The organism is Pedococcus bigeumensis, assembly GCF_006438965.1.
GTDB classification, from domain to species: Bacteria; Actinomycetota; Actinomycetes; order Actinomycetales; family Dermatophilaceae; genus Pedococcus; species Pedococcus bigeumensis_A.
Genome location: NZ_RCZM01000004.1, coordinates 315,659 through 340,463 on the forward strand (window position 1 = coordinate 315,659; position 24,805 = coordinate 340,463).

Below are 24,805 nucleotides of genomic sequence, written 5' to 3' on the forward strand. Positions count from 1 at the left end.
CCGTGCTGGTTGACCAGTGGCTCGACCGGCTTGCGTGCCTCGCCGGTCAGGAACGCCGGGTCGATGACCTGCCCGGCGGGCTGACCAACCACAACTACCGGGTCCGGACGGCGACGCACGACGTCGTCGTCCGGATCTCGTCACCCACGACCGACCTGCTCGCGGTCAACCGCGAGCACGAGTGGCTCAACAGTCGTGCCGCGGCAGCGGCCGGCGTGGGCGCCCCGGTGGTGGACTACCTTGCGGGACAGGGCGTCCTCGTTGTCGGCTTCCTCCCAGGTGTGACCTATGCGGCCGCCGACGTGGCCGCCAACCTGCCACGGATCGCTCGTGCCGTACGACGCCTGCACGCCGGTCCGGCATTCGCGAACGACTTCGACATCTTCGAGGTCCAGCGCGGGTACCACGAGATCGTCATCCAGCGCGGGCTCCGAGTCCCCGAGGGGTATGCCGCGCTGGGCGAGTCTGCGGCGCGCGTCGAGGCCGCGCTGCGTCGCCTTCCCGAGCTGCGCGTCCCCTGCCACAACGACCTGTTGGCGGCCAACTTCCTCGACGACGGCGGCGACATCCGCATCGTCGACTACGAGTACTCCGGCACCAACGAGGCCAGCTTCGAGCTCGGCAACCTCATCAACGAGTCGCAGCTGGACCACGACCACCTGGTCGAGCTCGTGCGGGCATACTACGGACGGGTGGACCGCCGACTGCTGGCGCGGGCTGAGCTCTGGGGCCTGGCCGGCCGCTACGCCTGGACACTGTGGGGCGTCATCCAGCACAGCGTCTCCACTGTCGACCACGACTTCTGGGACTTCGCCCTCGAACGCCAGGCCCTCGCTGCCTCGCTCTTCACCAGTGCGCGGCTCGGCGACCTCCTCGAGGACGCGACGAGCCCATCGCCGCCGGAATCCTCCACGACAGGTCCCTGGCGAGCACTCCGGACCGGGGACGAGGCGTGAGCGAGCAGCTGCCGCAACGAGCTCGGGTCGTCATCATCGGTGGCGGGGTGATCGGCTGCAGCGTCGCCTACCACCTGGCCCACCTCGGCTGGACCGACGTGCTGTTGCTCGAGCAGGGCTCCCTGTCGTGCGGGACGACTTGGCACGCCGCCGGCCTGGTCGGCCAGCTGCGCGCCACCGAGGCCAGCACGCGGCTGGTGCAGTACTCCACCGAGCTCTACTCGCGTCTCGAGGCCGAGACCGGGCTCGGGACCGGCTACCGGGTCTGCGGTGGCCTGACCGTTGCCCGCACCGAGGAGCGGATGGTGGCGCTGCGACGCACGGCCGCCAGTGCCGCGGCATACGACCTGGACTGTGAGCTGCTCACCGCCCGCGAGGCGCACGAGCGCTACCCACTCATCCGCGCCGACGACCTGGTCGGCGCCATCTGGCTGCCCGGCGACGGGCGGGCCGACCCGACCGACCTCACCCAGGCCTTGGCCAAGGGTGCGCGCATGCGTGGCGTGCAGATCGCCGAACGGGTTCGCGTCACGGATGTGCTCACTGTGGAGGGGCGCGCGAGCGGGGTGCGCACCGACCAGGGCGACACCGAGGCCGAGTTCGTCGTGAACTGTGCCGGCCAGTGGGCCAAGGCGGTGGGGGAGATGGTCGGCGTCACCGTGCCGCTGCACTCGGCCGAGCACTTCTACGTCGTCACCGAACAGATCGAGGGGGTCCACCGAGACCTGCCGATCCTGCGCGACCCCGACGGCTACACCTACGTCAAGGAGGAGGTCGGCGGACTGCTCGTGGGCGGCTTCGAGCCGGAGGCCAAGCCGTGGGTGGCGCCGGACCAGATCCCGTACCCGTTCGAGTTCGCGCTGCTGGATGAGGACTGGGAGCACTTCGAGATCCTGATGGACAGCGCCGTCCACCGGCTCCCGGTGCTGGCCGAGACCGGGATCCGCAAGTTCTACAACGGACCCGAGAGCTTTACCCCCGACAACCAGTTCATCATCGGGGAGGCCCCGGAGCTGGCCGGCTTCTTCGTCGCAGCCGGGTTCAACTCGGTGGGCATCGCGTCCGCTGGTGGGGCAGGGCGGGCGCTCGCCGAGTGGATCGTCGAGGGGCAGCCGACGACCGACCTGATCAGCGCCGACATCCGCAGGTTCTCCCCGCTGGCGGGCAACAACGACTGGCTGCGCCGGCGCGTGGGGGAGGTGCTCGGGCTGCACTACGCCGTGCCGTGGCCCAACCGCGAGCTGGAGACCGGTCGGCCCCTGCGGCGGTCACCGGTCCACGACCTGGTCCTCGACCAAGGCGCGTGCCTCGGCAGTCGCAACAACTGGGAACGTCCCAATGTCTTTGCACCCCAGGGTGTTCCGCTGGTCATCGAGTACTCATGGGAGCGTCCGACCTGGGTCGACTGGTCGGTCGCGGAGCAGCGTGCGACGCGGGAAGCAGTCGCGGTCTTCGACCAGACCTCGTTCTCGAAGTACCTCGTCGTGGGGCCCGGTGCCGAGCGCGCGCTGCAGTGGGTCTGCTCCGCAGATGTCGGTGTGCCGGAGGGCCGTGCGGTCTACACCGGGATGCTCAACGCGCTCGGCAGCTACGAGTCCGACGTGACGGTGACGAGGACTGCGCCCGACGAGTTCTTCGTGGTCAGCAGCGCGGCGACGACGGTGCGCGACATCGACTGGATGCGTCGCCACTTCCCGAGCGATGCGGCGGCGCACGTCGTCGACCTCACGAGCTCGTATGCCGTGTTCGGCGTGATGGGTCCGAGGTCACGCGAGCTGCTGGAGCGGCTGTCGCCTGATGCGTTCGACGATGCGTCGTTTCCCTTTGCCACCAGTCGCGAGGTGCGCATCGGGCAGGCCACCGTGCGGGCGACGCGGATCACCTACGTGGGCGAGCTGGGCTGGGAGCTGTACGTCCCGACCGACCTCGCCGCAGGTGTCTATCAGGACCTGTTCAGGGCCGGCAGCGACCTCGGCGTCGTCCCAGCGGGCTACTACACGATCGAGGCGATGCGCCTGGAGAAGGGGTATCGCGCCTTTGCCCGAGAGCTGACCACCGAGACCGGACCGGTGGTGGCGGGACTGACCTTCGCGTGCAAGCTCGGGACTGACATCGACTTCCTGGGCCGTGCCGCTGTGGAGGATTCGCGGTTGACCCCGCCCGCGCGGCGGATCGTTTCCTTCGTGGTCGGTGACCCCGCGGCATACCCGTGGGGTGGGGAGCTGGTGCTGCGCGACGGCGAGCCAGTCGGCCAGGTGACCAGCGCGGCGTGGGGCGCCACGGTCGGCGCGGGGGTCGGGCTGGCCCTGGTGGGGGACCGGGCATCGGGCGCGACAACAGTGGACTGGGTGCGGGGCGGCAGCTACGAGATCGACCTGGCGGGGAAGCGGTACCCGGTGACGGTGGGTCTCCGTCCGCCGTTCGACCCCGAAGGCCACAAGCTGGCCCGTGAGAACCGCGACTGACGAAATGGTTCTTTCGCAGACCATTGACGGGGCCGAGTGTGGGGTATTGGATCTGAGCGTGAGTCCCGCCGCGCAGACGTCCCTGCCGAACGTGGTGCTGCGGCCTGCCGCAGGCAACGCGTTCGAGGCGACGGTCGAGCAGCTCGCGACGGCGATCCGGCTGGGCGTCTTCACCGATGGCGAACAGCTGCCACCAGAGCGTGAGCTCGCCGAGCGGTTGGGGGTCAGCCGCAACACCTTGCGAGAGGCGATCGCCGCGCTGCGGGAGTCGGGCCTGGTCACGACGCGTCGGGGACGTGGCGGCGGCACCGTCATCACCTATGCCGGGCTGGAGCCGGGCAGTGGGGGCACTCCCGTGCGCACTGGTGCCGCGCTGGCCGACGCGATCGACTTCCGACGGGTCGTCGAGCCCGGGGCGGCCGCCCTCGCCGCCACCAAGGCGCTCGCCGCCGACCAGCGGGCCTGGCTGCTGGAGAGTGCCAAGGCGGCCCGTGAGGCCCCCGACAACGCCGCCCACCGGCTCGCCGACAGCCGCTTCCACCTCGCGATCGCGACCCTGTCCGGGTCGCCGATGCTCATCGAGGCCGTCACGCGGGCGCAGTCCGCCCTCCACGAGCTGCTCACCGCGATCCCGGTGCTGCCACTCAACATCGCGCACTCCAACGACCAGCACGAGGCCATCGTCGCGGCCGTCCTCGGCGGGGACGCCGACACGGCGCGGGCCACCATGGAAGAGCACTGCGACGCCACGGCAGCCCTGCTGCGTGGGTTGCTGGGCTGAGGCAGGACAGGGAGACGACATGACCACACCACCCCGGCTCACCGTCGAGGAGCTGAAGGCGGACATCGTCGCAGGCACCATCGACACCGTGATCGTCGCGTTCACGGACATGCAGGGGCGCCTGCAGGGCAAACGCCTGCACGGCCACTACTTCCTGGACCACGCCCTCGCCCACGGCACGGAGGGGTGCAACTACCTGCTCGCCGTCGACGTCGACATGAACACCGTCGGCGGCTACGCCATCAGCTCGTGGGAGCGCGGGTACGGCGACATGATGTTCGACCTCGACCTCTCGACGCTGCGCCGTACACCAGGGCAGCCGGGCTCGGCGATGGTCCAGTGCGACCTGTCCTGGCTCGACGGGAGCGGGCCGGTCCGCCCGTCGCCGCGGTCGGTGCTCAAGGCGCAGGTCGATGCGGCCGCTGAGCTCGGCTTCGTGGCCCTGGCCGGTACCGAGCTGGAGTTCATCGTCTTCGAGGACACCTACGAGCAGGCATGGGACGGGCGCTACCAGGGGCTCACGCCGGCCAACCGTTACAACGTCGACTACTCGATTCTCGGGGGCTCGAGGGTCGAGCCCCTCCTGCGCGACATCCGCAACGAGATGTATGCCGCGGGAGCGACCGTGGAGAGCGCGAAAGGGGAGTGCAACCACGGTCAGCACGAGATCGGGTTCCTCTACGACGACGTCCTGCGTACCTGTGACGTGCACGCGGTCTACAAGAACGCGGCCAAGGAGATCGCCGCCGCCCATGGGAAGTCGCTGACCTTCATGGCCAAGTACGACGCGCTCGAGGGCAACTCCTGCCACGTGCACCTCTCGCTGCGCGGCTCCGACGGTGCCATCTCGTTCGCCGACTCGGCCCGCGAGGGTGGACGGAGCGAGCTGTTCGACCACTTCCTCGCCGGCATGCAGGCGACACTGCGCGAGTTCACCTGCTTCTACGCACCGAACATCAACTCCTACAAGCGGTTCCAGTCGGGCAGCTTCGCGCCCACGGCAGTCGCCTGGGGCACCGACAACCGGACCTGCGCACTGCGGGTGGTAGGGCATGGTGCCGGCCTGCGCGTCGAGAACCGGGTGCCCGGTGGGGACATGAACCCCTACCTCGGCGTCGCCGCCATGCTGGCCGGTGGGCTGCACGGCATCCGTGAGCGACTCGAGCTCGAACCAGCCTTCGAGGGCAACGCCTACGCCTCGGACCGCGAACGCGTCCCGGGCACGCTCGCGCAGGCCCGCGACCTGCTCGCCGGTTCGCAGGTCGCGCGGGCAGCCTTCGGTGAGGACGTGGTGGCGCACTACGTCAACCACGCCGACGTGGAGCTGGCCGCTTTCAATGCCGCCGTCACCGACTGGGAACGGATCAGGGGGTTCGAGCGGCTGTGAGCGCGACCGTGCACGAGGTGCTCAACCCGGCGACCGAGGCCGTCGTCACCGAGGTGCCGCTGGCCTCGCTCGAGGACGCCGACGCCGCCATCGCCGCGGCCGAGGCTGCTGGACCCGCGTGGCGCGCGGTGGCACCGGCTGACCGTGGTCGCCTGCTGCACCGGTTCGCCGAGGTCGTCGACGACCACCTCGAGGAGCTGGCCCGGCTGGAGGTGGCGAACGCCGGCCACACCATTGGCAACGCGCGCTGGGAGGCCGGCAACGTCCGAGACGTCCTGACGTACTACTCGGCGGCACCGGAACGGCTGTTCGGCAAGCAGATCCCGGTGGCCGGTGGCCTCAACGTCACCTTCAAGGAGCCGTTGGGCGTCGTCGGGATCATCGTCCCCTGGAACTTCCCGATGCCCATCGCCGGCTGGGGATTCGCGCCGGCCCTCGCGGCGGGGAACACCGTGGTCCTCAAGCCGGCCGAGCTCACCCCGCTGACCGCGCTGCGGCTCGGTGAGCTCGCCCTCGAGGCGGGACTTCCTGAGGGCGTGTTCACCGTCGTCGCAGGCAAGGGCTCGGTCGTAGGGGAGCGATTCGTCACCCACCCCGCGGTGCGCAAGGTCTGCTTCACCGGCTCGACCGCGGTGGGTCAGCGGATCATGCGCGGCGCCGCCGACCAGGTCAAGCGGATCACCCTCGAGCTGGGCGGCAAGAGCGCCAACATCGTCTTCGCCGACAGTGACCTCGAGAAGGCAGCAGCCACCGCCCCCTACGGCGTCTTCGACAACGCCGGGCAGGACTGCTGCGCGAGGAGTCGGATCCTCGTGCAGCGCAGCGTGTTCGACCGCTTCATGGGGCTCTTCGAGCCGGCGGTGGCTGGGGTCGTCGTCGCCGAGCCCGGCGACGACGCCACGGAGATGGGTCCCCTCATCAGCGCTGGTCAGCGAGAGACGGTTCGCTCGTATGTCGAGGAGTCACCTGAGCCGGTCGACATCGCCTTCCGTGGTGGCGCGCCCGAGGGCGCCGGCTACTGGTACCCACCGACCGTCGTGCTGCCCCGGGCCACGACCGACCGGGTCTGGCAGGAGGAGGTCTTCGGGCCAGTGGTCGCCGTGATGCCGTTCGACGACGAGGCCGACGCGATCGCCAAGGCCAACGACACGGCATACGGGCTGTCGGGCTCGATCTGGACGCGCGACGTGGGTCGCGCCCTGCGCGTCGCTCGCGGTGTGGAGGCAGGCAACCTGTCGGTCAACTCGCACAGCAGCGTTCGCTACTCCACGCCCTTCGGTGGCTTCAAGCAGTCGGGTCTCGGGCGGGAGCTCGGACCGGACGCGCTGGACTCGTTCACCGAGGTCAAGAACGTCTTCATCTCACACGACAGCAGCTCCACGGACAGTTGAGAGGACCACTCATGGCAGGCAGGCTCGACGGCAAGGTTGCCGTCGTCACGGGCGGGTGCAGCGGCATCGGGCTCGCGACTGTGCGACGGTTCGCCGAGGAGGGCGCCAAGGTCGTGATCGGCGACCTCGACGACGCGGCGGGGGAGTCGATCGCCGCGGAGATCGCCGGCGCGTACGTGCACTGCGACGTGACGAACCCGGAACAGGTCGAGGCTCTCTTCCGGACCACCAACGACATGTTCGGCAGCGTCGACATCGCGTTCAACAATGCGGGCATCTCACCACCGGACGACGACTCGATCCTCACGACCGGCCTGGACGCGTGGCGCCGGGTGCAGGAGGTCAACCTCACCAGCGTCTACCTGTGCTGCAAGGCGGCGCTGCCCTACATGCTCGAGCAGGGGCGGGGGTCGATCATCAACACGGCATCGTTCGTCGCGGTGATGGGTGCGGCGACGAGCCAGATCTCCTACACCGCCAGCAAGGGTGGCGTGCTGTCGATGTCGCGCGAGCTGGGCGTGCAGTTCGCGAGGGAGGGAGTGCGGGTCAACGCCCTGTGTCCCGGTCCGGTGAACACCCCACTGCTGCAGGAGCTCTTCGCCAAGGATCCCGAGCGGGCGGCCAGGCGGATGGTGCACATCCCGGTGGGCCGGTTCGCGGAGCCGCTCGAGATCGCCAACGCGGTCCTGTTCCTCGCGAGCGACGAGTCCAGCTTCATCACCGCCTCGCAGTTCCTCGTCGACGGCGGGATCAGCGGCGCGTACGTCACGCCCCTGTGATCCGGCGAGCAGCACCATGAGCACCCCCACGAGCAGGCGACCCGTGATCGGGCTGACCTGTTACGTCGAGCCGGTGTCCCGCGCCGTCTGGCGCGACGTCCCGAGCGCCACGGTCCCGTACTCCTACGTGCGCAAGATCGAAGAGGCCGGTGGGCTGGTGGTGATCATCCCGCCGCGCACGGACGCGGACCCTGCCCTGGCCGCCGAGATCCTGGAGCGCCTGGACGGTCTGGTGATCGCGGGCGGTGCCGACGTCGACCCGGATCGGTACGCCCACCCGCGGCACCCCGCGGTCCAGGAGTCACGCGAGGACCGCGACTCGATGGAGCTGGCCCTCGCGACCGCCGCTGCCGAGCAGGACCTGCCGCTGCTCGGTGTCTGCCGGGGCATGCAGGTGATGGCAGTGGCAGCCGGCGGCCACCTGGAGCAGCACCTGCCCGACCGGGTCGGGCACGAGGACCACTCACCGCACGAGGGCGCCTACGGCACGCACCCGGTCAGCACGGTCGCGGGGACCCGCGTGAACTCACTGCTCGGCGACTCCACGGTGGTCCCCAGCTACCACCACCAGTCCGTGCTGACCCATCCCGGGTTCGTTCCGGCCGCGTGGGCTACCGACGGCACGCTGGAGGCAATGGAGGACCCCCGTGCCGGCTTCCGGCTCGCAGTGCAGTGGCACCCGGAGGAGGGTGACGACCCGCGGCTGTTCACCGCGCTCGTGGAGGCGGCCGCCCGGCATACCCCGCCGGGGTCCTGACCATCATCTGGACGGGGGATGCCAACAGGCGGACCGCCCTGTCACTCTTGCAGCATGACGTCCTGGCACATGGCTACCACCATGGTGATTATCGACTAGCGCGACGAGACACTTCTTGTCGCGCAGACCTCCCACACCCGGGGGGTCTTTCGTTTTGTCAAACACTGCGTTTGTGTGAGACACAGCGAGCCACTGCCAGCACCACCCCCGCCGGGCAGAGGGCGCGACACGGGGGAGAATGACCACCAGGAACTGATGCACGACCGAGGCGAGACCGAGCCGATGAGGACACCGCGATGAGCGACCTGCACGTCTACGACACCACCCTGCGCGATGGTGCGCAGCAGGAGGGGCTCAACCTCTCCGTGTCGGACAAGCTGGCCATTGCGCTGCACCTCGACGAGCTCGGCGTGGGCTTCATCGAGGGCGGTTGGCCGGGCGCCAACCCGAAGGACACCGAGTTCTTCGCGCGCGCCCAGACCGAGCTGCACCTGCGCAACGCGACCCTCGCAGCGTTCGGCGCGACCAGGCGGGCCGGCGGCAACGCGGCCGACGACCCGCTGGTCCGTGCCCTCATCGACTCGCGCGCTCCAGTCGTCACGATTGTCGCGAAATCCCATGTGCGCCATGTGGAGTCGGCCCTTCGGACCACCCTCAAGGAGAACCTCGCGATGGTGCGCGACACGGTGTCCTTCCTCCATGGTGAAGGGCGGCGCGTCTTCCTCGACGCCGAACACTTCTTCGACGGGTATGCCGCGGACCGCGCCTATGCGCTCGAAGTCGTCCGTGCGGCCATGGAGTCAGGTGCCGAGGTCGTCGCGCTGTGCGACACCAACGGCGGCATGCTGCCGGACCAGATCGCCGACGTGGTGGCGGATGCCGTCAGCACCACGTCCGCGCGCGTGGGCATCCACTGCCACAACGACACCGGCTGTGCGGTGGCGAACTCGATGGCCGCGGTCGACGCGGGGGCGACCCACGTGCAGGGCACCATCAACGGCTACGGCGAGCGCACCGGCAACGCCGACCTGCTGACCGTCGTCAGCAACCTGCAGATCAAGCGCGGGCTACCTCTGCTCGAGACCGGTCGACTGCGTGAGGCCACCCGCATCGCCCACTCGATCGCCGAGATCACCAACGTGCCGCCCTACTCGCGCCAGCCCTACGTCGGCGCCAGCGCGTTCGCGCACAAGGCCGGCCTGCACGCCAGCGCCATCAAGGTCGACCCCGACCTCTACCAGCACACCGACCCCCAGCACGTGGGCAACGACATGCGGATGCTGGTGTCCGACATGGCTGGTCGCGCGAGCATCGAGCTCAAGGGCCGGGAGCTCGGCTACGACCTGTCCGACGAGAACGAGCTGCTCGTCCGCGTCCTGGCCAAGGTCAAGGCGCTCGAGCTGCGCGGCTACACCTTCGACGCGGCCGATGCGTCCTTCGAGCTGCTGCTGCGACGGGAGGTCGAGGAGGACGCGACCTTCGACTTCTTCGAGGTCGAGTCGTGGCGCGTCATCACCGATGCCCGCGGCGACGAGGACGCGCTGTCCGAAGCCACCGTCAAGGTGGTCGCCGGTGGCGAGCGCGTCGTCGCGACGGGCGAGGGAAACGGTCCGGTCAACGCGCTCGACCATGCCCTGCGCCGCGCGCTGGCGCCGGCCTACCCCGAGCTCGACAAGCTCGAGCTGATCGACTTCCGGGTGCGCATCCTCGACGCCGCCCACGGCACCGACGCGGTGACCCGCGTGCTCATCGAGACCTCTGACGGCTCGACGTCGTGGGAGACCATCGGTGTGGCCGGCAACATCATCGAGGCGTCCTGGCAGGCGCTGGTGGACGGGGTCACCTACGGCTTGGTGCGCGCGGGCGTCCCCGTCCGTTAGCCCTGCCCCGACGAGTGGGTCTCGTTAAGCCGGGTGATCGTTGACTCCGCGGGGAGCTCCGCGGAGCCCGGACGGGTCGGTCAGTCGGTGCCGGAGTCCATGGCCGCGCGGTCGAGCGCGTCGTCGTCCGAGTCGGTCTGTGCTGCATGGGGATTCGACGAGATCGCCTTGGCGCCGCCAGGCTCGAGGTCGCCCACGAGGTCCTGGTGACGCGCGACGAGCTGGCCCTGCGCGGCATACAGCTCGAGCTTGGCGCGCGAGTCCGCGATGTCGAGGTTGCGCATGGTCAGCTGGCCGATGCGGTCGACGGGGCCGAAGGCCGCGCCCTCGGTGCGCTCCATCGAGAGCTTCTCGGGGTGGTAGCTGAAGTCGGGGCCGGTCGTGTTGACGATCGAGTAGTCGTCGCCGCGACGCAGCCGGACGGTGACCTCACCGGTGACGACGGAGGCGACCCAGCGCTGCAGGGACTCGCGCAGCATCAGTGACTGCGGGTCGAGCCAACGGCCTTCGTAGAGCAACCGACCGAGGCGACGGCCCTCGGCGTGGTAGTTGGCGATGGTGTCCTCGTTGTGGATCGCGTTGAGCAGTCGCTCGTAGGTGATCCAGAGGAGGGCGAGGCCGGGGGCTTCGTAGATGCCGCGGCTCTTGGCCTCGATGATGCGGTTCTCGATCTGGTCGGACATGCCCAGGCCGTGGCGTCCGCCGATCGTGTTGGCCTCGTCGACCAGGGCCACCGCGTCGGGGAAGGTCTGGCCGTTGATGGCGACCGGGCGGCCCTGCTCGAACCGCACCGTGACGTCCTCGGTGGCGATGGCGACCGACTCGTCCCAGAACGGCACGCCCATGATCGGTTCGACGATCTCCATGCTCTCGTTGAGGAACTCGAGCGTCTTGGCCTCGTGGGTGGCGCCCCAGATGTTGGCGTCGGTGGAGTAGGCCTTCTCGGTGCTCGACCGGTAGGGGAGGTCGCGGGCCTGCAGCCACTCCGACATCTCCTTGCGGCCCCCGAGCTCGGTCACGAAGTCGGCGTCGAGCCACGGCTTGTAGATGCGCAGTGCCGGGTTGGCGAGCAGGCCGTAGCGGTAGAACCGCTCGATGTCGTTGCCCTTGAAGGTGGAGCCGTCACCCCAGATGTCGACACCGTCGTCCTTCATGGCGCGCACCAGCAGGGTGCCGGTGACCACGCGACCCAGGGGAGTGGTGTTGAAGTAGGTCCTGCCGCCGCTGCGGATGTGGAAGGCGCCGCACGCGATCGCGGACAGGCCCTCCTCCACCAGGGCAGGCCGGCAGTCGACCAGGCGCGCGATGTCGGCGCCGTACTGACCCGCGCGGTCAGGGACCGTGTCGATCTCGGGCTCGTCGTACTGGCCGAGGTTCGCGGTGTAGGTGCAGGGGATCGCCCCCTTCTCGCGCATCCAGGCAACGGCGACAGAGGTGTCCAGACCGCCCGAGAAGGCGATCCCGACACGCTCACCAACAGGCAGGGACGTCAGTACTTTCGACACGGTAGGTCAGCCTACGGGCCGCCCTCGGAACGCGCGCACGGGTCCGGTCCGTGGCGGTTCTGACGGTGGATCGACCCGGCACCTCTGGCCACTGGTGCTGGGTGAGGGGTGGGTTTGGCGCTCTGATGCGGCACGTGTGGCCAGAAGTCGGAGACGGCGGCCAGCCCGGGGGACTTGACATCGATATATCGATAGGTGCATCATTCGATATATCGACGACACACTGTCGATTGTGCGAGAGAGAAGCCGCACGACCAGAGTGACGGCCCCCGCACCACCACACTTGTAGGAGTGAACCCATGAACCGCATGAACCTGAACATCCAGATGTCCCCATCCCGTCGAGGTGGCCGCGCCGGTCGCGGCCGGTCCTTCGACGGCCAGCCCGGCCGCAACCGCGGTCAGGACGACCAGCCCGGTCAGCCGGGTCAGTCCGGTCCCGGCCACCACGGCGGACCCCGCCGAGGCCGCGGAGCTTCTGTTGGCGGGCCTGGCGCCGGGTTCGGACCCGGCGCCGGTTTCGGCCCGGGCTCCGGCTTCGGACTCGGTTTCGGCGAAGGCCGCGGCCCCCGTGGCGGAGGCCGTGGCCCGCGTCGCGGTCGTCGCGGTGACGTCCGCCGCGCGATCCTGGCGCTGCTCGCCGAGGTGCCGATGAACGGCTACGGCATCATCACCGCCATCGCCGAGCGCTCCGACGGCTCCTGGCAGCCGGGCCCCGGCTCGGTCTACCCGGCCCTGCGCTCGCTCGACGAGGAGGGCCTGATCGCCCCCGACGAGTCCGACGAGGACCCCCGTCGCAAGGTGTTCGCGCTGACCGAGGACGGTCGCGCCTATGCCGAGACCCATGGCGACGAGCTCGCCCAGGCCTTCGCCGACGCGACCACGCCGCGCCGCGGCTTCCGCGAGATGCGCCGCGAGATCGGCCAGCTCGTCGTGGCCGTCGAGCAGGTCGTCGTCGCGGGCCAGCCGGCGCAGCTCGACGCCGCGCAGCAGGTGCTCGCCGACGCCCGCCGCTCGCTCTACCGCATCCTCGCGGAGGACGAGACCGGCAGCGGCGCCCCCACTTCCGACTCGGAGGCCGACACCCAGGACTCCGGCGAGTAGCCACCATCGATCGCGTCCAGGGCCTGCAGGAGTCGCTCCCGCAGGCCCTGGCCGCGCGTCGCGAAGTCGCGCTGCGCGGCGGCATACTCCGCTCGTCCCTGGGGTGTCTCGATCGCGACGGGCACGTAGCCCAGCGCGCTGAAGTCGTAGGGCGAGGCGCGCATGTCGAGCCGGCGGATCTCACTGGCGAGGTCGAAGCAGTCCATCACCAGCGAGCTCGGGACGGCCGGCGCCAGCTTCATCGCCCACTTGTAGAGATCCATCCCGGCGTGCAGGCAGCCCGGTTGCTCGAGCGCGACCTGGCTCTCGCGGGTCGGCTGGAGCAGGTTCAGCGAGCGAGCAGGTGGCGTGTAGAACCTGAACGCGTCGTAGTGGCTGCACTTGATCTGCATGCTGTCCACGACCTCGTCGGTGCCCGTCGCCCCGAGCCGTAGCGGCCACGCGGAGTGCCGTACCTCCTCGGGCGAGAGGCGGTAGACCATCGCCCACTCGTGCAGGCCGAAACACCCCAACTGAGCCGGCCGCGCGTGCGTCGCCGACACGAGCCTGCGCACGAAGTCGACTGTGCCACTTCGTGATTCGCGGTATGCCGCCGTGTCCAGCTGGGTGCCGCCGCCCACCTGCCGGTAGAAGCGCCACCCGTCTCGGTCCTGTCCCCCGGCCCCTTCCAGGAGCACTCCGGGTCCCGGGTGCCAGCGACGCAGCTGGGACGGCTTGAACGGGTAGTAGGTGAAGAGGAAGTCCTCGACCGGGTGGGCGGTGCCGCTCTGGCGACGCTCCCGGTGCCCGGCCGTCGCGGCGTCGACGCGGCGGGCGTGGTCGGCCTCGAGGGCCTGCCACGTCGACTGGTCAAGGGCCTGGGTCTGCATCGCAGAAAAGGGTAACCCCGCACGGCCGGCACTCAGCCAGCCGTGACAGCGTTGAGGGAGACAGCCAGCACCGAGCAGGAGGGTTCATGACGCGTCGCGCCGTCGTTGCGCTCCCCGCAGCCCTCGCGCTCCTCCTGGTCGGGGGTGGCGTGGTCGCCTTCGCTGGGTGGGGCAAGAGCCGCTCGACCGCGTCCACCACCTCGACGCAGCCCGCGAGGACAGCTACGCCAACCACCTCCGGGACCATCCCCGCACCCACGGGGTCGGGATCTGCCGGCCCCGCCAGCCCGGAACCGACCGCCGCCGGCTCCGGCTACTACCTCGCGCTCGGCGACTCCCTGGCCGCTGGTTTCCAGCTGGGGGTGGACCACCCCACCAAGGGGTATGCCGGCCCGGTGCGTGCCGCGGTCGAGGGCAGGCACGGAACCACCGCCCTGGTGAACCTCGGCTGCTCGGGGGAGACCACCTCGTCGATGCTCGACGGCGGCAGCTGCAGCTATGCGAAGGGTTCGCAGCTGGCGCAGGCCGAGCAGTTCCTGCGTGACCACGCGGCAGACACCCACCTCGTCACCCTCGACATCGGCGGCAACGACGTGGCGCGCTGCGGCTTCGAGGGCCTCAAGCCCGAGTGCACCAAACCGGCGCTGGCCACGCTGTCGGGCAACCTGCCGAAGATCACCAGCCGCCTCCGGGCGGCCGCGCCGAACGTGCAGATCGTGCTGCTCAACTACTACGACCCCTTCCTGGTGCTCGACCTGATGGGCAGCTCGGGCCTGGGGCAGACGTCGGTGACCGAGCTGACCAAGCTCAACGCCGCAATCGACCGGAGCGCCAAAGCGAGCAGCGCCACCGTGGCAGACGTCGCCGCGGCCTTCCAAATGACGGTCAAGACCCCGGTCGAGGTCAAAGGCGTGGGGACCGTCCCGACGAACCTCGCCCGCATCCTCCAGTGGACGTGGATGGCGGCGCCCCGCTTCGACTTCCATGCCAACGACACCGGGTATGCCGTGATGGCAACGGCCGTCGAGAAGCGGCTGCACTGACCGGCCTGCCCGCTCAGGAGCGGGAGGTTGCGTCGTGGATGACGCGGTCCCAGTCGTGGTCGAGGTCGGTGAAGGCGATGGTTGAGTCGGCTCCGTGCGGTGCGCGCGGCAGCGACCAGGTGCGGCGGTGGTGACGCTCGACGGCGACGACCAGAGCAGTGATGAAGGCCAGGAGCAGGATGATTGTCATGTCTGTAATCATGCGCTCGCCACGATTCCGCCACGAGTGGCAGAACTGACGCGCAGGGCGGATTTTCTGCCATACTGGCGTGATGGCCCTGTCCACGATCGCAGCGCTCATCACCGACCCCGTCGCCATGTTCGAGACCGCCATCGCGTGCGAGGTCTTCGGACTCGACCGCACCGACGACGGGGTGCCGCCGTTTACCTTCATGATGTGCGGCGAGACCGCTGGCGTCCCGGTCCCGACCACGAGCGGCGGCGCGCTGACGCCCACGCACCAGTGGCAGGACGCCCTGGATGCCGACCTCGTGGTCATGCCCGCCGGGGGGGTCCGTGACACGTACCCGGAGGAGCTGCGCGAGGTCATCCGCGAGGCGCACGCCCGCGGCGCGACCATCCTGTCGATCTGCACCGGGGCGTTCATCCTCGGCGAGACTGGACTCCTCGACGGTCTGACGGCGGTGACGCACTGGCGCTACGCAGAGTCCTTCGCGCGTCGGTTCCCCAAGACCAAGGTGTCGATGGACGTGCTCTACCTCGACCACGGCCAGATCGTCACCGGCGCCGGCACGGCGGCGGGGATCGACGCCGTGCTCCACCTCGTCCGCCGTGAGCTGGGCTCCGCGGTCGCGACGCGTATCGCGCGGCGGATGGTGGTGCCCCCGCAGCGCGACGGCGGCCAGCGCCAGTACGTCGACGCCCCGTTGCCCGAGGCCGACTGCGAAAGCATGCAGCCGGTGCTCAACCACATCACCGACAACCTCGACGCACCGCACACGGTCCCCGACCTCGCCCGACTGGCGATGATGTCGGAGCGGACCTTCGCCCGTCGGTTCGTGGCCGAGACCGGCACCACGCCGCACAAGTGGATCGTCCAGCAGCGGGTGCTGCGGGCCCGCGAGCTCCTCGAGTCGACCGACCTGCCGGTGGAGTCGGTGGCCTCGCACAGCGGGTTCGGCTCGGCTGCCTTGCTGCGCACCCACTTCCAGACCGTGGTGGGCACCTCGCCGCAGCGGTACCGCCGCGAGTTCTCGGCCCGCTGACCAAGGCTGCTCGGCGGCGGGCGGCGGGCTCAACCGCCGCGCGCGCCCCCGATAGGCTCGTCCGGTGCGCATCGCGAGATACACGACAGGTGAGGACCCCTCCTACGGCATCGTCGAGGGGGAGCCGGGGCGCGAGTTCATCGCGCAGGTCCAGGGCGACCCGCTCTACCAGCCCCTGGTGCTCACAGGTGAGCAGGTCGCCCTCGATGACGTCCGCCTCCTCGCGCCGGTCATCCCGCGCAGCAAGGTGATCGGGATCGGCCGCAACTACGCCGACCACGCCAAGGAGATGGGTGGCGAGCCGCCGGAGCAGCCGCTCATGTTCCTCGTCCCCAACACCGCCGTGGTCGGTCCGGGCGACCCGATCGTGATGCCCGCCGGCGCACAGGAGATCTCCTACGAGGGTGAGCTCGCGGTCATCATCGGCCGGATCGCCAAGGACGTGCCCAAGGAGCGCGTCAAGGAGGTCGTCTACGGCTACACCTGCGCCAACGACGTCACCGCCCGCGACTGGCAGCGCGGCGACGGCCAGTGGGCCCGCGCCAAGGGTTTCGACACCTCGAAGCCGCTCGGCCCGTGGATCAGCACCGAGCTCGACGTGAGCAACCTGCGCATCCAGAGCCGGCTCGACGGCGAGACCCGGCAGGACGGCAACACCGCCGACATGATCTTCGACGTGGAGACCCTGGTGTCCTACGTCAGCGCGGCCTTCACCCTCCTGCCCGGCGACGTCATCCTGACCGGGACTCCGGCCGGCGTGGGGCTCGTCGAGCCCGGCCAGCGGGTGGACGTCGAGATCGAGGGGATCGGAACGCTCAGCAACACCTTCGTGCGTCGCTGAGGCGAGGTATGCCGCGGGGCCGGCCACGCGGCATACCTCACCTCGCGGGGTGGTCCCTAGAATCGGGGCACCATGACTGAGAAGCCCGCCACCGCACCCCGCCTCCGTGTCGCGCCGTCGCCCACCGGCGACCCGCACGTCGGCACCGCCTACATGTCGCTGTTCAACCTCGCGTTCGCGCGCCAGCAGGGTGGCTCGTTCGTGCTGCGCATCGAGGACACCGACCGGGCGCGGTTCCAGGCCGACAGTGAGCAGCAGGTCTTCGACACGCTGCACTGGCTGGGCCTGCAGTGGGACGAGGGCCCGGACGTCGGTGGGCCGTTCGCGCCCTACCGCCAGTCGGAGCGGCTGGACACCTACCGCCCCTACGTCGAGCGACTGCTCGCCGAGGGCAAGGCCTACCACTGCTGGTGCTCCACCGAGCGCCTGACGCAGATGCGCGAGATGCAGCAGAAGCTCAAGCAGCCCACCGGCTACGACCGGCTCTGCGTCGGCAAGACCCGTGACGAGCGGGCCGAGCTGCCCGGGTTCTCCGAGACTCCGGTCGTCCGGATGCTCATCCCCGACGACCCGCCGCTGCAGTTCGACGACCTCATCCGTGGCCGCGTGTCGGCGCCCCGCCCGGACGACCAGGTCATCCTCAAGGCGGACGGTTTCCCGACCTACCACCTCGCCGTCGTCGTCGACGACCACGAGATGGGCATCACCCACGTCGTGCGCGGCGAGGAGTGGATCTCCAGCACTCCCAAGCACATCCTGCTCTACCAGTGGCTCGGGCTGGCGCCACCGGCCTTCGCCCACATGCCGCTGCTGCGCAACACCGACAAGTCCAAGATCTCGAAGCGGAAGAACCCCGCAGCCCGGCTGACGTGGTTCAAGGAGCAGGGCTACCTGCCCGAGGCGCTGGTGAACTTCCTTGCGCTGCTTGCCTATCCGCCGAAGACGGGTCCGGACGGCGAGGACGTGGAGGTCTTCACGTTCGAGGAGTTCAGCGCCGACTTCGACTGGACCAAGGTCAACCCGGTCGGGCCGATCTTCGACCTCAAGAAGCTCGAGTGGCTGAACGGCGTCTACATCCGTGAGCTCGGCGTCGGAGAGCTGGCCTCGCGGCTGCTGCCCTACCTCGAGCGCGACGGCGTGCTGTCCGGAAACCCCAGCCTGGGCGAGCTCGCCCGGCTCGAGAAGGTCACCGAGCTGATCCAGACCCGGATGGCCCTGCTGTCCGAGGCGAGCGCACTCGTGGCGCCGTTCTACACCGCGGACGACCTGATCGAGATCGCCGACGACGCGCGCGCCCAGCTCAAGGACGACTCGGGTGAGGTGCTGGGGGCTGCGATCAAGGTGCTCGAGGACATCGACGACAGCCGGTCGGGAGTGCTGGGCTCCGAGAGCGGCTGGACGGCGGCCGTCATCGAGGCTGCCCTGCGCGCGGCGATCGTCGAGGGGATGGGCATCAAGCCCAAGTTCGCCTTCGGCCCGTTGCGGACCGCGGTGTCCGGTGCGCGGATCAGCCCGCCGCTGTTCGAGTCGATGGAGATCCTCGGCAAGACCTCGACGCTGGCCCGCCTGCACCGGCTGCACGACGAGCTCGGCTGACCTCCGACGGGCCGATTTGGGAAGGTGCCGGACGGGCCGGTAGTATCGCGTCTCGGTTCACTCCCATGAAGGCCTTCGGGCGCGCTGGAAGTGATACCCCCTTGGGGTATGGTGTAATTGGCAACACTACGGTTTCTGGTACCGTCATTCTAGGTTCGAGTCCTGGTACCCCAGCTCAGGCGCAAGCCCTTGTGGCACACGCCGATTCGGAGAAATCCACCGCCTGCCGGTATGGTTCTCTCCGCTGCCCGCCACTGCGAAGTGTGCGGGCAACACGCTAGGGCCCCGTTGTGTAGCGGCCTAGCACGCCGCCCTCTCAAGGCGGTAGCGCGGGTTCGAATCCCGTCGGGGCTACCAGCAGAAGCCTCCGTCCCCGGACGGGGGCTTCTCCCATGTGCAGCCCTACCCGCAGCGACTTGGTGCGCTCAGATCGTCACCGGGTCCGATTCCGGGGCGTCGGTGACCACCGTGCGGCAACAAGTGGGCGAGTGTGGCGACTTGGTGCGCTCAGATCGTCACCGGGTCCGATTCCGGGGCGTCGGTGACCACCGTGCGGCAACAAGTGGGCGAGTGTGGCGACTTGGTGCGCGGAGATCGTCACCGATCCCGGTTTCGGGGCAGCCATGACCACCGTGCGGCAACTAGTCGTCGGCACGCGCGACAGGTATGCCGCGTGGCTGGCTCAGCCACGCGGCATACCTGATGGTTGTGCCGGGGAGGTCAGGCGTGGTTCTGCTGCTGCTGCTGGGCGTGGTGACGCGCGAGCACCTCGGTGAGCTTGTTGGCGCCGGCGATCACGGTGGCCGCGTGCAGCCGTCCGGGCTGGCGGGAGAGCCGCTCGATCGGGCCGGAGATGGACACCGCGGCGACGACGCGACCCGAAGGCCCGCGCACGGGTGCGGACACCGATGCGACGCCGGCCTCGCGCTCGCCGACGCTCTGCGCCCAGCCGCGGCGACGGACGCCGGACAGGGTGGTCGCGGTGAACTTGGCGCCGTGCAGCCCGCGGTGCAGGCGGTCGGGCTCCTCCCAGGCGAGCAGCACCTGGGCAGCCGACCCGGCGAGCATGGACAACGTCGCGCCGATCGGGATCGAGTCGCGCAGGCCGACCGGACGCTCGGCCGCCGACACGCAGATGCGGTGGTCGCCCTGGCGGCGGAACAGCTGCGCGCTCTCGTTGGTGTGGTCGCGGAGTGCGCCGAGCACCGGTCCGGCGGCAGCGAGCAGCCGGTCCTCACCGGCGGCGGCAGCGAGCTCGGCCAAGCGCGGGCCGAGCACGAACCGGCCCTGCAGGTCGCGCGTGACGAGGCGGTGGTGCTCGAGTGCCACGGCCAGCCGGTGAGCGGTGGGGCGAGCCAGGCCGGTCGCGGTGACGAGCTGAGCGAGGGTCGACGGCCCGGCCTCGAGGGCGCCCAGGACGATGGCTGCCTTGTCGAGAACGCCGACTCCACTGGTTGTGTCCATGGCTTGATATTGACGTCTCATTGCCTGAGACGCAAATCCGTGGGCGTGTCCTGCGTGCGAACCTCGGATTGCAGCACAGCGCCGTGCTCACGAGACGGCGTCGCGAAGTTCGTGCTCAGGACATGACGAAGTCCGCATTTGGGACAGCCGGTACTCAGAGGAGAAGGTGGGAGACGTGTCAGGAACGCTGGCCGAGAAGGTCTGGGATGCGCATGTGGTCCGGCGCGCCGAGGGCGAGCCGGACCTGCTCTACATCGACCTCCACCTGATCCATGAAGTCACCTCACCCCAGGCGTTCGACGGCCTGCGGCTGGCCGGACGCACCGTCCGCCGCCCCGACCTCACCCTGGCCACCGAGGACCACAACGTCCCGACGACGCCGGGCCCGATCACCGACCTGGTGAGCAAGACCCAGGTCGACACCTTGCGCCGCAACTGCGAGGAGTTCGGTGTCCGGCTGTTCCCGATGGGCCACGCCGAGCAGGGGATCGTCCACGTCGTCGGTCCCCAGCGTGGACTGTCGCAGCCGGGCATGACCATCGTGTGCGGCGACTCGCACACCTCCACCCACGGCGCGTTCGGCGCGCTGGCGTTCGGGATCGGCACGTCCGAGGTCGAGCACGTGCTCGCCACCCAGACGCTGCCGCTGAAGCCGTTCAAGACCATGGCGATCAACGTCGAGGGCGAGCTGCAGCCCGGCGTGACGGCCAAGGACATCACCCTGGCCGTCATCGCCAAGATCGGCACCGGGGGTGGGCAGGGCTACGTCCTGGAGTACCGCGGCAGCGCCATCCGTGCGCTGTCCATGGAAGCCCGGATGACGGTGTGCAACATGTCGATCGAGGCCGGCGCCCGGGCCGGCATGATCGCGCCGGACCAGACCACCTTCGACTACCTCAAGGGTCGCGAGAACGCGCCACAGGGCGCCGACTGGGACGAGGCCGTCGCAGCCTGGCAGCACCTGTGCAGCGACGACGACGCGGTCTTCGACGCAGAGGTGGACCTCAACGCCACGACGCTCACGCCGTTCGTCACATGGGGGACCAACCCGGGCCAGGGCCTGCCGCTCGGTGAGTCGGTACCGGACCCCGAGACGATGGGCGACGACAACGAGAAGGCTGCCGCGCAGCACGCGCTCGACTACATGGGCCTGACCGCAGGCACCCCGCTGCGCGAGATCCGGGTCGACACGGTCTTCGTCGGCTCCTGCACCAACGGCCGGATCGAGGACCTGCGCGCCGCTGCCGACATCGTCAAGGGACACAAGGTCGCCGACGGCGTGCGGATGCTGGTCGTCCCGGGTTCGGCCCGGGTCCGCCTGCAGGCCGAGGAGGAGGGCCTGGACAAGGTCTTCACCGCGGCCGGTGCCGAGTGGCGTCTTGCCGGGTGCTCGATGTGCCTGGGCATGAACCCCGACCAGCTCGCCCCCGGCGAGCGCAGCGCTTCCACCTCCAACCGCAACTTCGAGGGCCGACAGGGCAAGGGCGGCCGAACCCACCTGGTCAGCCCGCTCGTCGCCGCCGCCACCGCGCTGCGCGGCACCCTGTCCAGTCCCGCCGACCTGGTCGACCTGGTCGACGCCGGCGCTTTCGAGGGGAGTAAGTGATGGACGCGTTCACGACCCACACCGGCATCGGGGTCCCGCTGCGGCGCAGCAACGTCGACACCGACCAGATCATCCCGGCGGTCTACCTCAAGCGGGTGACGCGCACCGGCTTCGAGGACGGCCTGTTCGCGGCGTGGCGCAAGGACGAGACGTTCATCCTCAACAATCCGTCGTATGCCGCGGGGTCGGTGCTCGTCGCCGGGTCCGACTTCGGCACGGGCTCGTCGCGCGAGCACGCCGTCTGGGCGCTGATGAACTACGGCTTCCGGGTGGTGCTGTCGTCGCGGTTCGCCGACATCTTCCGGGGCAACAGCGGCAAGCAGGGTCTGCTCACCGCCCAGCTGGCCCAGGACGACATCGAGCTGATCTGGAAGTACCTCGAGAACGAGCCCGGCTCCGCGGTGACCGTCGACCTGGTGTCCCGCACCGTCACTGCAGGCGACATCGTGGCTCCCTTCGAGGTCGACGACTACACCCGCTGGCGGCTGCTCGAGGGCCTCGACGACATCAGCCTGACGCTGCGCCACGAGCAGGACGTGACCGAGTTCGAGAGTCGCCGACCGGCATACAAGCCCTCCACCACCGTGGCCTGACGCGCGCGGCGCGCCGAATCGGCGCATTTTCCCCGAATTCGTATGTGGGGGTTTGTGGAACCGGCTTCCGACGCACCGCGTCGGGGGCCGGTTTCGTCCTGTCAGCGACTCATTAGCGCGTGCGGCTGGGCGAATTGCGTTGAGGTGCAACGGTTTCAGAGATCCGTCGAGGCTGGCTGGCGTTCGGTCGGCTGACCGGCCGATGCGCCTTCGGCCGCCCTGGTTGTGAGGGTTTGTGGGCCGCAATCCGTTGCGACACAACAGATCGGGCGCTCGGGATGGTGGACTCGCACGCACAACCGCCCTAACGTCAGACCCAAGTCGGGCATTGGCTCGGCGGCTCACCCTCGTCGGGCTAAGGGGTCCGGCGTCACCAACCCTGTGGAGGGGAAGACGTGAACAAGGCAGAACTGATCAAGGAGCTGGAGAGTCGCTTGGGCAGCCGGAAGGCAGCCAGCGACGCACTGACGGCAGTCGTGGATGTGATCATCCGTGAGGTTGCCAAGGGCGGCAGCGTTGCCATCACCGGTTTCGGAACGTTCGAGCAGGCCGCCCGTGCCGCTCGCACCGGGCGCAACCCGCGCACCGGCGCCAGCGTGAAGATCAAGAAGACGGTGGTCCCCAAGTTCCGTGCAGGGTCCGCGTTCAAGGACGTCGTGAGGAACCCGCGCTCGCTGCCCAAGGCGGCTGTGGCTGGCGCACGCGCCGCTGCCGGCACGGCGACGAAGGCAGCTGTGGCTGGTGCCAAGAAGGCTGCCCCGGCCAAGAAGGCGGCACCCGCCAAGAAGGCTGCTCCCGCGAAGAAGGCGGCACCGGCGAAGAAGGCGGTCGTCAAGAAGGCGGCCCCGGCCAAGAAGGCTGCTCCCGCGAAGAAGGCGGCACCGGCGAAGAAGGCCGTCGTCAAGAAGGCCGCTCCGGCCAAGAAGGCGGCTCCCGCCAAGAAGACGACGGCTGCTAGGACGCTCGCCACCAAGAAGGCGTCGACGGCGAAGAAGACCACGGCCGCGAGGACGCTGGCAACCAAGAGCGCCCCCGCCAAGAAGGCTGCACCGGCCAAGAAGGCCGCTCCGGCCAAGAAGGCCGCCCCCGCGAAGAAGGCGGCTCCGGCCAAGAAGGCTGCGACCAAGCGCGCGGCCAAGAAGGCCTAGTCCCTCCAGGGACACCAGCACCACCAGCCCCAACGACAGAGGCCGGCACCCCCTCGGGGTGTCGGCCTCTGTCGGCGTGCGGGATGCTTGCGCCATGGCAAACATCCTCACCGTGAATGGCGGCGTCCCGCTCGTCGGAGACCTAGAGGTCAGGGGTGCCAAGAACCTGGTCTCCAAAGCCATGGTCGCTGCGCTGCTCGCTGAGGGGCCATGCCGACTCCGGGGCGTTCCGGAGATCTCCGACGTCAAGATCGTCTCGGGGCTGCTGGAGCTGCACGGCGTCAAGATCGACTCGACCGACCGCGACGGCGAGCTGCTGCTCGACCCCACCAACGTCGAGCAGGCCCACGTGGCGGACATCGACGCCCACGCCGGCTCTTCGCGTGTGCCGGTGCTCCTGTGCGGTCCGCTGCTGCACCGCCTGGGCGAGGCGTTCATCCCCGACCTCGGTGGCTGTCGCATCGGTGAGCGACCGATCAACTACCACCTCGACGTGCTTCGTCAGTTCGGAGCCGACGTCCAGAAGCGTCCGGAGGGACTGCGCCTGACCGCCCCCAACGGCCTCAAGGGCACCCGCATCAAGCTGCCCTACCCCTCGGTGGGCACCACCGAGCAGGTGCTGCTGACCGCGGTCCGCGCCCAGGGTGTCACCGAGCTGCGCAACGCCGCGGTCGAGCCCGAGATCCTCGACCTCATTGCCGTTCTGCAGAAGATGGGCGCGATCATCAGCGTCGAGACCGACCGCGTCATCAAGATCGACGGCGTCGACCGCCTCGGGGGCTACGACCACCTGGCCATCCCGGACCGCATCGAGGCCGGCTCGTGGGCCTGCGCGGCCCTGGCGACCAAGGGCGACATCTACGTCCGCGGCGCGCAGCAGCAGGCGATGATGCCGTTCCTCAACGTCTTCCGGAAGATCGGTGGCGACTTCGACATCGACGACGAGGGCATCCGCTTCTGGCACGGTGGCGGCACCCTCAACTCCCTCGTCATGGAGACCGACGTCCACCCGGGGTTCATGACCGACTGGCAGCAGCCGCTGGTCGTCGCCCTGACCCAGACGAGCGGCCTGTCGATCGTCCACGAGACGGTCTACGAGAACCGGCTTGGCTTCACCGAGGCACTGGGGGAGATGGGCGCGGTCGTCCAGCTCTACAAGGAGTGCCTGGGTGGCTCGCCGTGCCGCTTCGGACGGGCCAACTTCCGCCACAGCGCCGTCATCTCCGGTCCCACGCCGCTGCGTGGCGCCGAGATCACCGTCCCCGACCTGCGTGGTGGCTTCAGCTACCTCATCGCCGCGCTCGCCGCTGAGGGCCAGTCGAAGGTGCACGGCATCGAGCTGATCTACCGCGGCTACGAACGGTTCTCCGAGAAGCTCGACTCGCTGGGCGCCGACTACGAGGTCGGCTGAGCCC

21 protein-coding genes and 2 tRNA genes are annotated in these 24,805 nt (G+C 69.5%); 19 read left to right on the plus strand and 4 right to left on the minus strand.

The window, feature by feature from the left end; all coding sequences use genetic code 11:
- Positions 1–2: 2 nt before the first annotated feature.
- The 8 genes from EAH86_RS12995 (at position 3) to cimA (ending at position 10,396) form a co-directional block, all read left to right on the plus strand.
- Positions 3–956: a choline kinase family protein gene (locus EAH86_RS12995; RefSeq protein WP_140741403.1), complete on the plus strand. Its 954-nt coding sequence runs from the start codon at positions 3–5 to the stop codon at positions 954–956.
- Entirely contained in the window at positions 953–3,421 is a 2,469-nt protein-coding gene (locus EAH86_RS13000) for a GcvT family protein (RefSeq protein WP_140741406.1), read from the plus strand. The genes EAH86_RS12995 and EAH86_RS13000 overlap by 4 nt, the downstream gene beginning before the upstream one ends.
- A gap of 58 nt (positions 3,422–3,479) precedes the next feature.
- The gene (locus tag EAH86_RS13005; protein ID WP_241668350.1) at positions 3,480–4,202 is read left to right on the plus strand and encodes a FadR/GntR family transcriptional regulator; all 723 of its coding nucleotides are present in this window, start codon (positions 3,480–3,482) and stop codon (positions 4,200–4,202) included.
- A gap of 19 nt (positions 4,203–4,221) precedes the next feature.
- Entirely contained in the window at positions 4,222–5,589 is a 1,368-nt protein-coding gene (locus EAH86_RS13010; protein WP_140741410.1) for a glutamine synthetase family protein, read from the plus strand.
- Positions 5,586–6,980 carry an aldehyde dehydrogenase family protein gene (locus tag EAH86_RS13015; protein WP_194150779.1) on the plus strand — a complete coding sequence of 465 codons (1,395 nt, stop codon included), beginning with the start codon at positions 5,586–5,588 and terminating at the stop codon, positions 6,978–6,980. The genes EAH86_RS13010 and EAH86_RS13015 overlap by 4 nt, the downstream gene beginning before the upstream one ends.
- A gap of 11 nt (positions 6,981–6,991) precedes the next feature.
- A complete protein-coding gene (locus tag EAH86_RS13020) occupies positions 6,992–7,759 on the plus strand; it encodes a 3-oxoacyl-ACP reductase (RefSeq protein ID WP_140741412.1) in 768 nt (255 codons plus the stop codon).
- Between the two features lie 16 nt (positions 7,760–7,775).
- Positions 7,776–8,516 (plus strand): gamma-glutamyl-gamma-aminobutyrate hydrolase family protein, encoded by a 741-nt coding sequence (locus EAH86_RS13025; protein WP_140741414.1) that lies wholly within the window; start codon positions 7,776–7,778, stop codon positions 8,514–8,516.
- Positions 8,517–8,812: 296 nt separating this feature from the next.
- Positions 8,813–10,396, plus strand: a complete 1,584-nt coding sequence (cimA, locus tag EAH86_RS13030; RefSeq protein ID WP_140741416.1) for a citramalate synthase — start codon at positions 8,813–8,815, stop codon at positions 10,394–10,396.
- 80 nt (positions 10,397–10,476) lie between these two features.
- Here the strand turns inward: cimA and argG are convergent, their stop codons facing one another.
- A complete protein-coding gene (argG, locus tag EAH86_RS13035) occupies positions 10,477–11,901 on the minus strand; it encodes an argininosuccinate synthase (RefSeq protein ID WP_140741418.1) in 1,425 nt (474 codons plus the stop codon).
- A 299-nt stretch (positions 11,902–12,200) separates the two neighbouring features.
- Between argG and EAH86_RS13040 the strand changes: the two genes are divergently transcribed.
- On the plus strand, positions 12,201–13,004 hold the full coding sequence (locus tag EAH86_RS13040; protein ID WP_140741420.1) for a PadR family transcriptional regulator: 804 nt from the start codon (positions 12,201–12,203) through the stop codon (positions 13,002–13,004).
- Here EAH86_RS13040 and EAH86_RS13045 read toward each other — a convergent pair.
- Positions 12,920–13,873 carry a 3-methyladenine DNA glycosylase gene (locus EAH86_RS13045; protein WP_140741422.1) on the minus strand — a complete coding sequence of 318 codons (954 nt, stop codon included), beginning with the start codon at positions 13,871–13,873 and terminating at the stop codon, positions 12,920–12,922. The genes EAH86_RS13040 and EAH86_RS13045 overlap by 85 nt on opposite strands.
- An 86-nt stretch (positions 13,874–13,959) precedes the next feature.
- Between EAH86_RS13045 and EAH86_RS13050 the strand changes: the two genes are divergently transcribed.
- On the plus strand, positions 13,960–14,916 hold the full coding sequence (locus EAH86_RS13050; RefSeq protein ID WP_140741424.1) for an SGNH/GDSL hydrolase family protein: 957 nt from the start codon (positions 13,960–13,962) through the stop codon (positions 14,914–14,916).
- 13 nt (positions 14,917–14,929) lie between these two features.
- Here EAH86_RS13050 and EAH86_RS20250 read toward each other — a convergent pair whose 3' ends face one another.
- Entirely contained in the window at positions 14,930–15,106 is a 177-nt protein-coding gene (locus EAH86_RS20250) for a hypothetical protein (RefSeq protein ID WP_161988647.1), read from the minus strand.
- Between the two features lie 82 nt (positions 15,107–15,188).
- Between EAH86_RS20250 and EAH86_RS13055 the strand changes: the two genes are divergently transcribed.
- The 5 genes from EAH86_RS13055 to EAH86_RS13075 all read left to right on the plus strand — a co-directional run bounded on the left by EAH86_RS13055 (position 15,189) and on the right by EAH86_RS13075 (position 18,936).
- Positions 15,189–16,142: a GlxA family transcriptional regulator gene (locus EAH86_RS13055; protein WP_140741426.1), complete on the plus strand. Its 954-nt coding sequence runs from the start codon at positions 15,189–15,191 to the stop codon at positions 16,140–16,142.
- A 64-nt stretch (positions 16,143–16,206) separates the two neighbouring features.
- On the plus strand, positions 16,207–16,983 hold the full coding sequence (locus EAH86_RS13060) for a fumarylacetoacetate hydrolase family protein (protein ID WP_140741428.1): 777 nt from the start codon (positions 16,207–16,209) through the stop codon (positions 16,981–16,983).
- Positions 16,984–17,055: 72 nt separating this feature from the next.
- On the plus strand, positions 17,056–18,579 hold the full coding sequence (gltX, locus tag EAH86_RS13065; protein WP_140741430.1) for a glutamate--tRNA ligase: 1,524 nt from the start codon (positions 17,056–17,058) through the stop codon (positions 18,577–18,579).
- Between the two features lie 102 nt (positions 18,580–18,681).
- Positions 18,682–18,753, plus strand: a tRNA-Gln gene (locus EAH86_RS13070).
- A 107-nt stretch (positions 18,754–18,860) separates the two neighbouring features.
- Positions 18,861–18,936 (plus strand) — tRNA-Glu (locus EAH86_RS13075).
- Between the two features lie 363 nt (positions 18,937–19,299).
- Here the strand turns inward: EAH86_RS13075 and EAH86_RS13080 are convergent.
- Complete coding sequence (locus EAH86_RS13080) at positions 19,300–20,043, minus strand: IclR family transcriptional regulator (RefSeq protein WP_056922488.1); 744 nt, start codon at positions 20,041–20,043, stop codon at positions 19,300–19,302.
- A 175-nt stretch (positions 20,044–20,218) separates the two neighbouring features.
- Between EAH86_RS13080 and leuC the strand changes: the two genes are divergently transcribed.
- The 4 genes from leuC to murA all read left to right on the plus strand — a co-directional run bounded on the left by leuC (position 20,219) and on the right by murA (position 24,801).
- Positions 20,219–21,649, plus strand: coding sequence for a 3-isopropylmalate dehydratase large subunit (gene leuC, locus EAH86_RS13085; RefSeq protein WP_140741432.1), 1,431 nt, complete (start codon positions 20,219–20,221; stop codon positions 21,647–21,649).
- The gene (gene leuD / locus EAH86_RS13090; RefSeq protein ID WP_140741435.1) at positions 21,649–22,242 is read left to right on the plus strand and encodes a 3-isopropylmalate dehydratase small subunit; all 594 of its coding nucleotides are present in this window, start codon (positions 21,649–21,651) and stop codon (positions 22,240–22,242) included. The genes leuC and leuD overlap by 1 nt, the downstream gene beginning before the upstream one ends.
- 395 nt (positions 22,243–22,637) lie before the next feature.
- Entirely contained in the window at positions 22,638–23,390 is a 753-nt protein-coding gene (locus EAH86_RS13095) for an HU family DNA-binding protein (protein WP_140741437.1), read from the plus strand.
- Positions 23,391–23,484: 94 nt separating this feature from the next.
- Positions 23,485–24,801, plus strand: coding sequence for a UDP-N-acetylglucosamine 1-carboxyvinyltransferase (gene murA, locus EAH86_RS13100; RefSeq protein ID WP_140741439.1), 1,317 nt, complete (start codon positions 23,485–23,487; stop codon positions 24,799–24,801).
- The last annotated feature ends 4 nt before the right edge of the window (positions 24,802–24,805 follow it).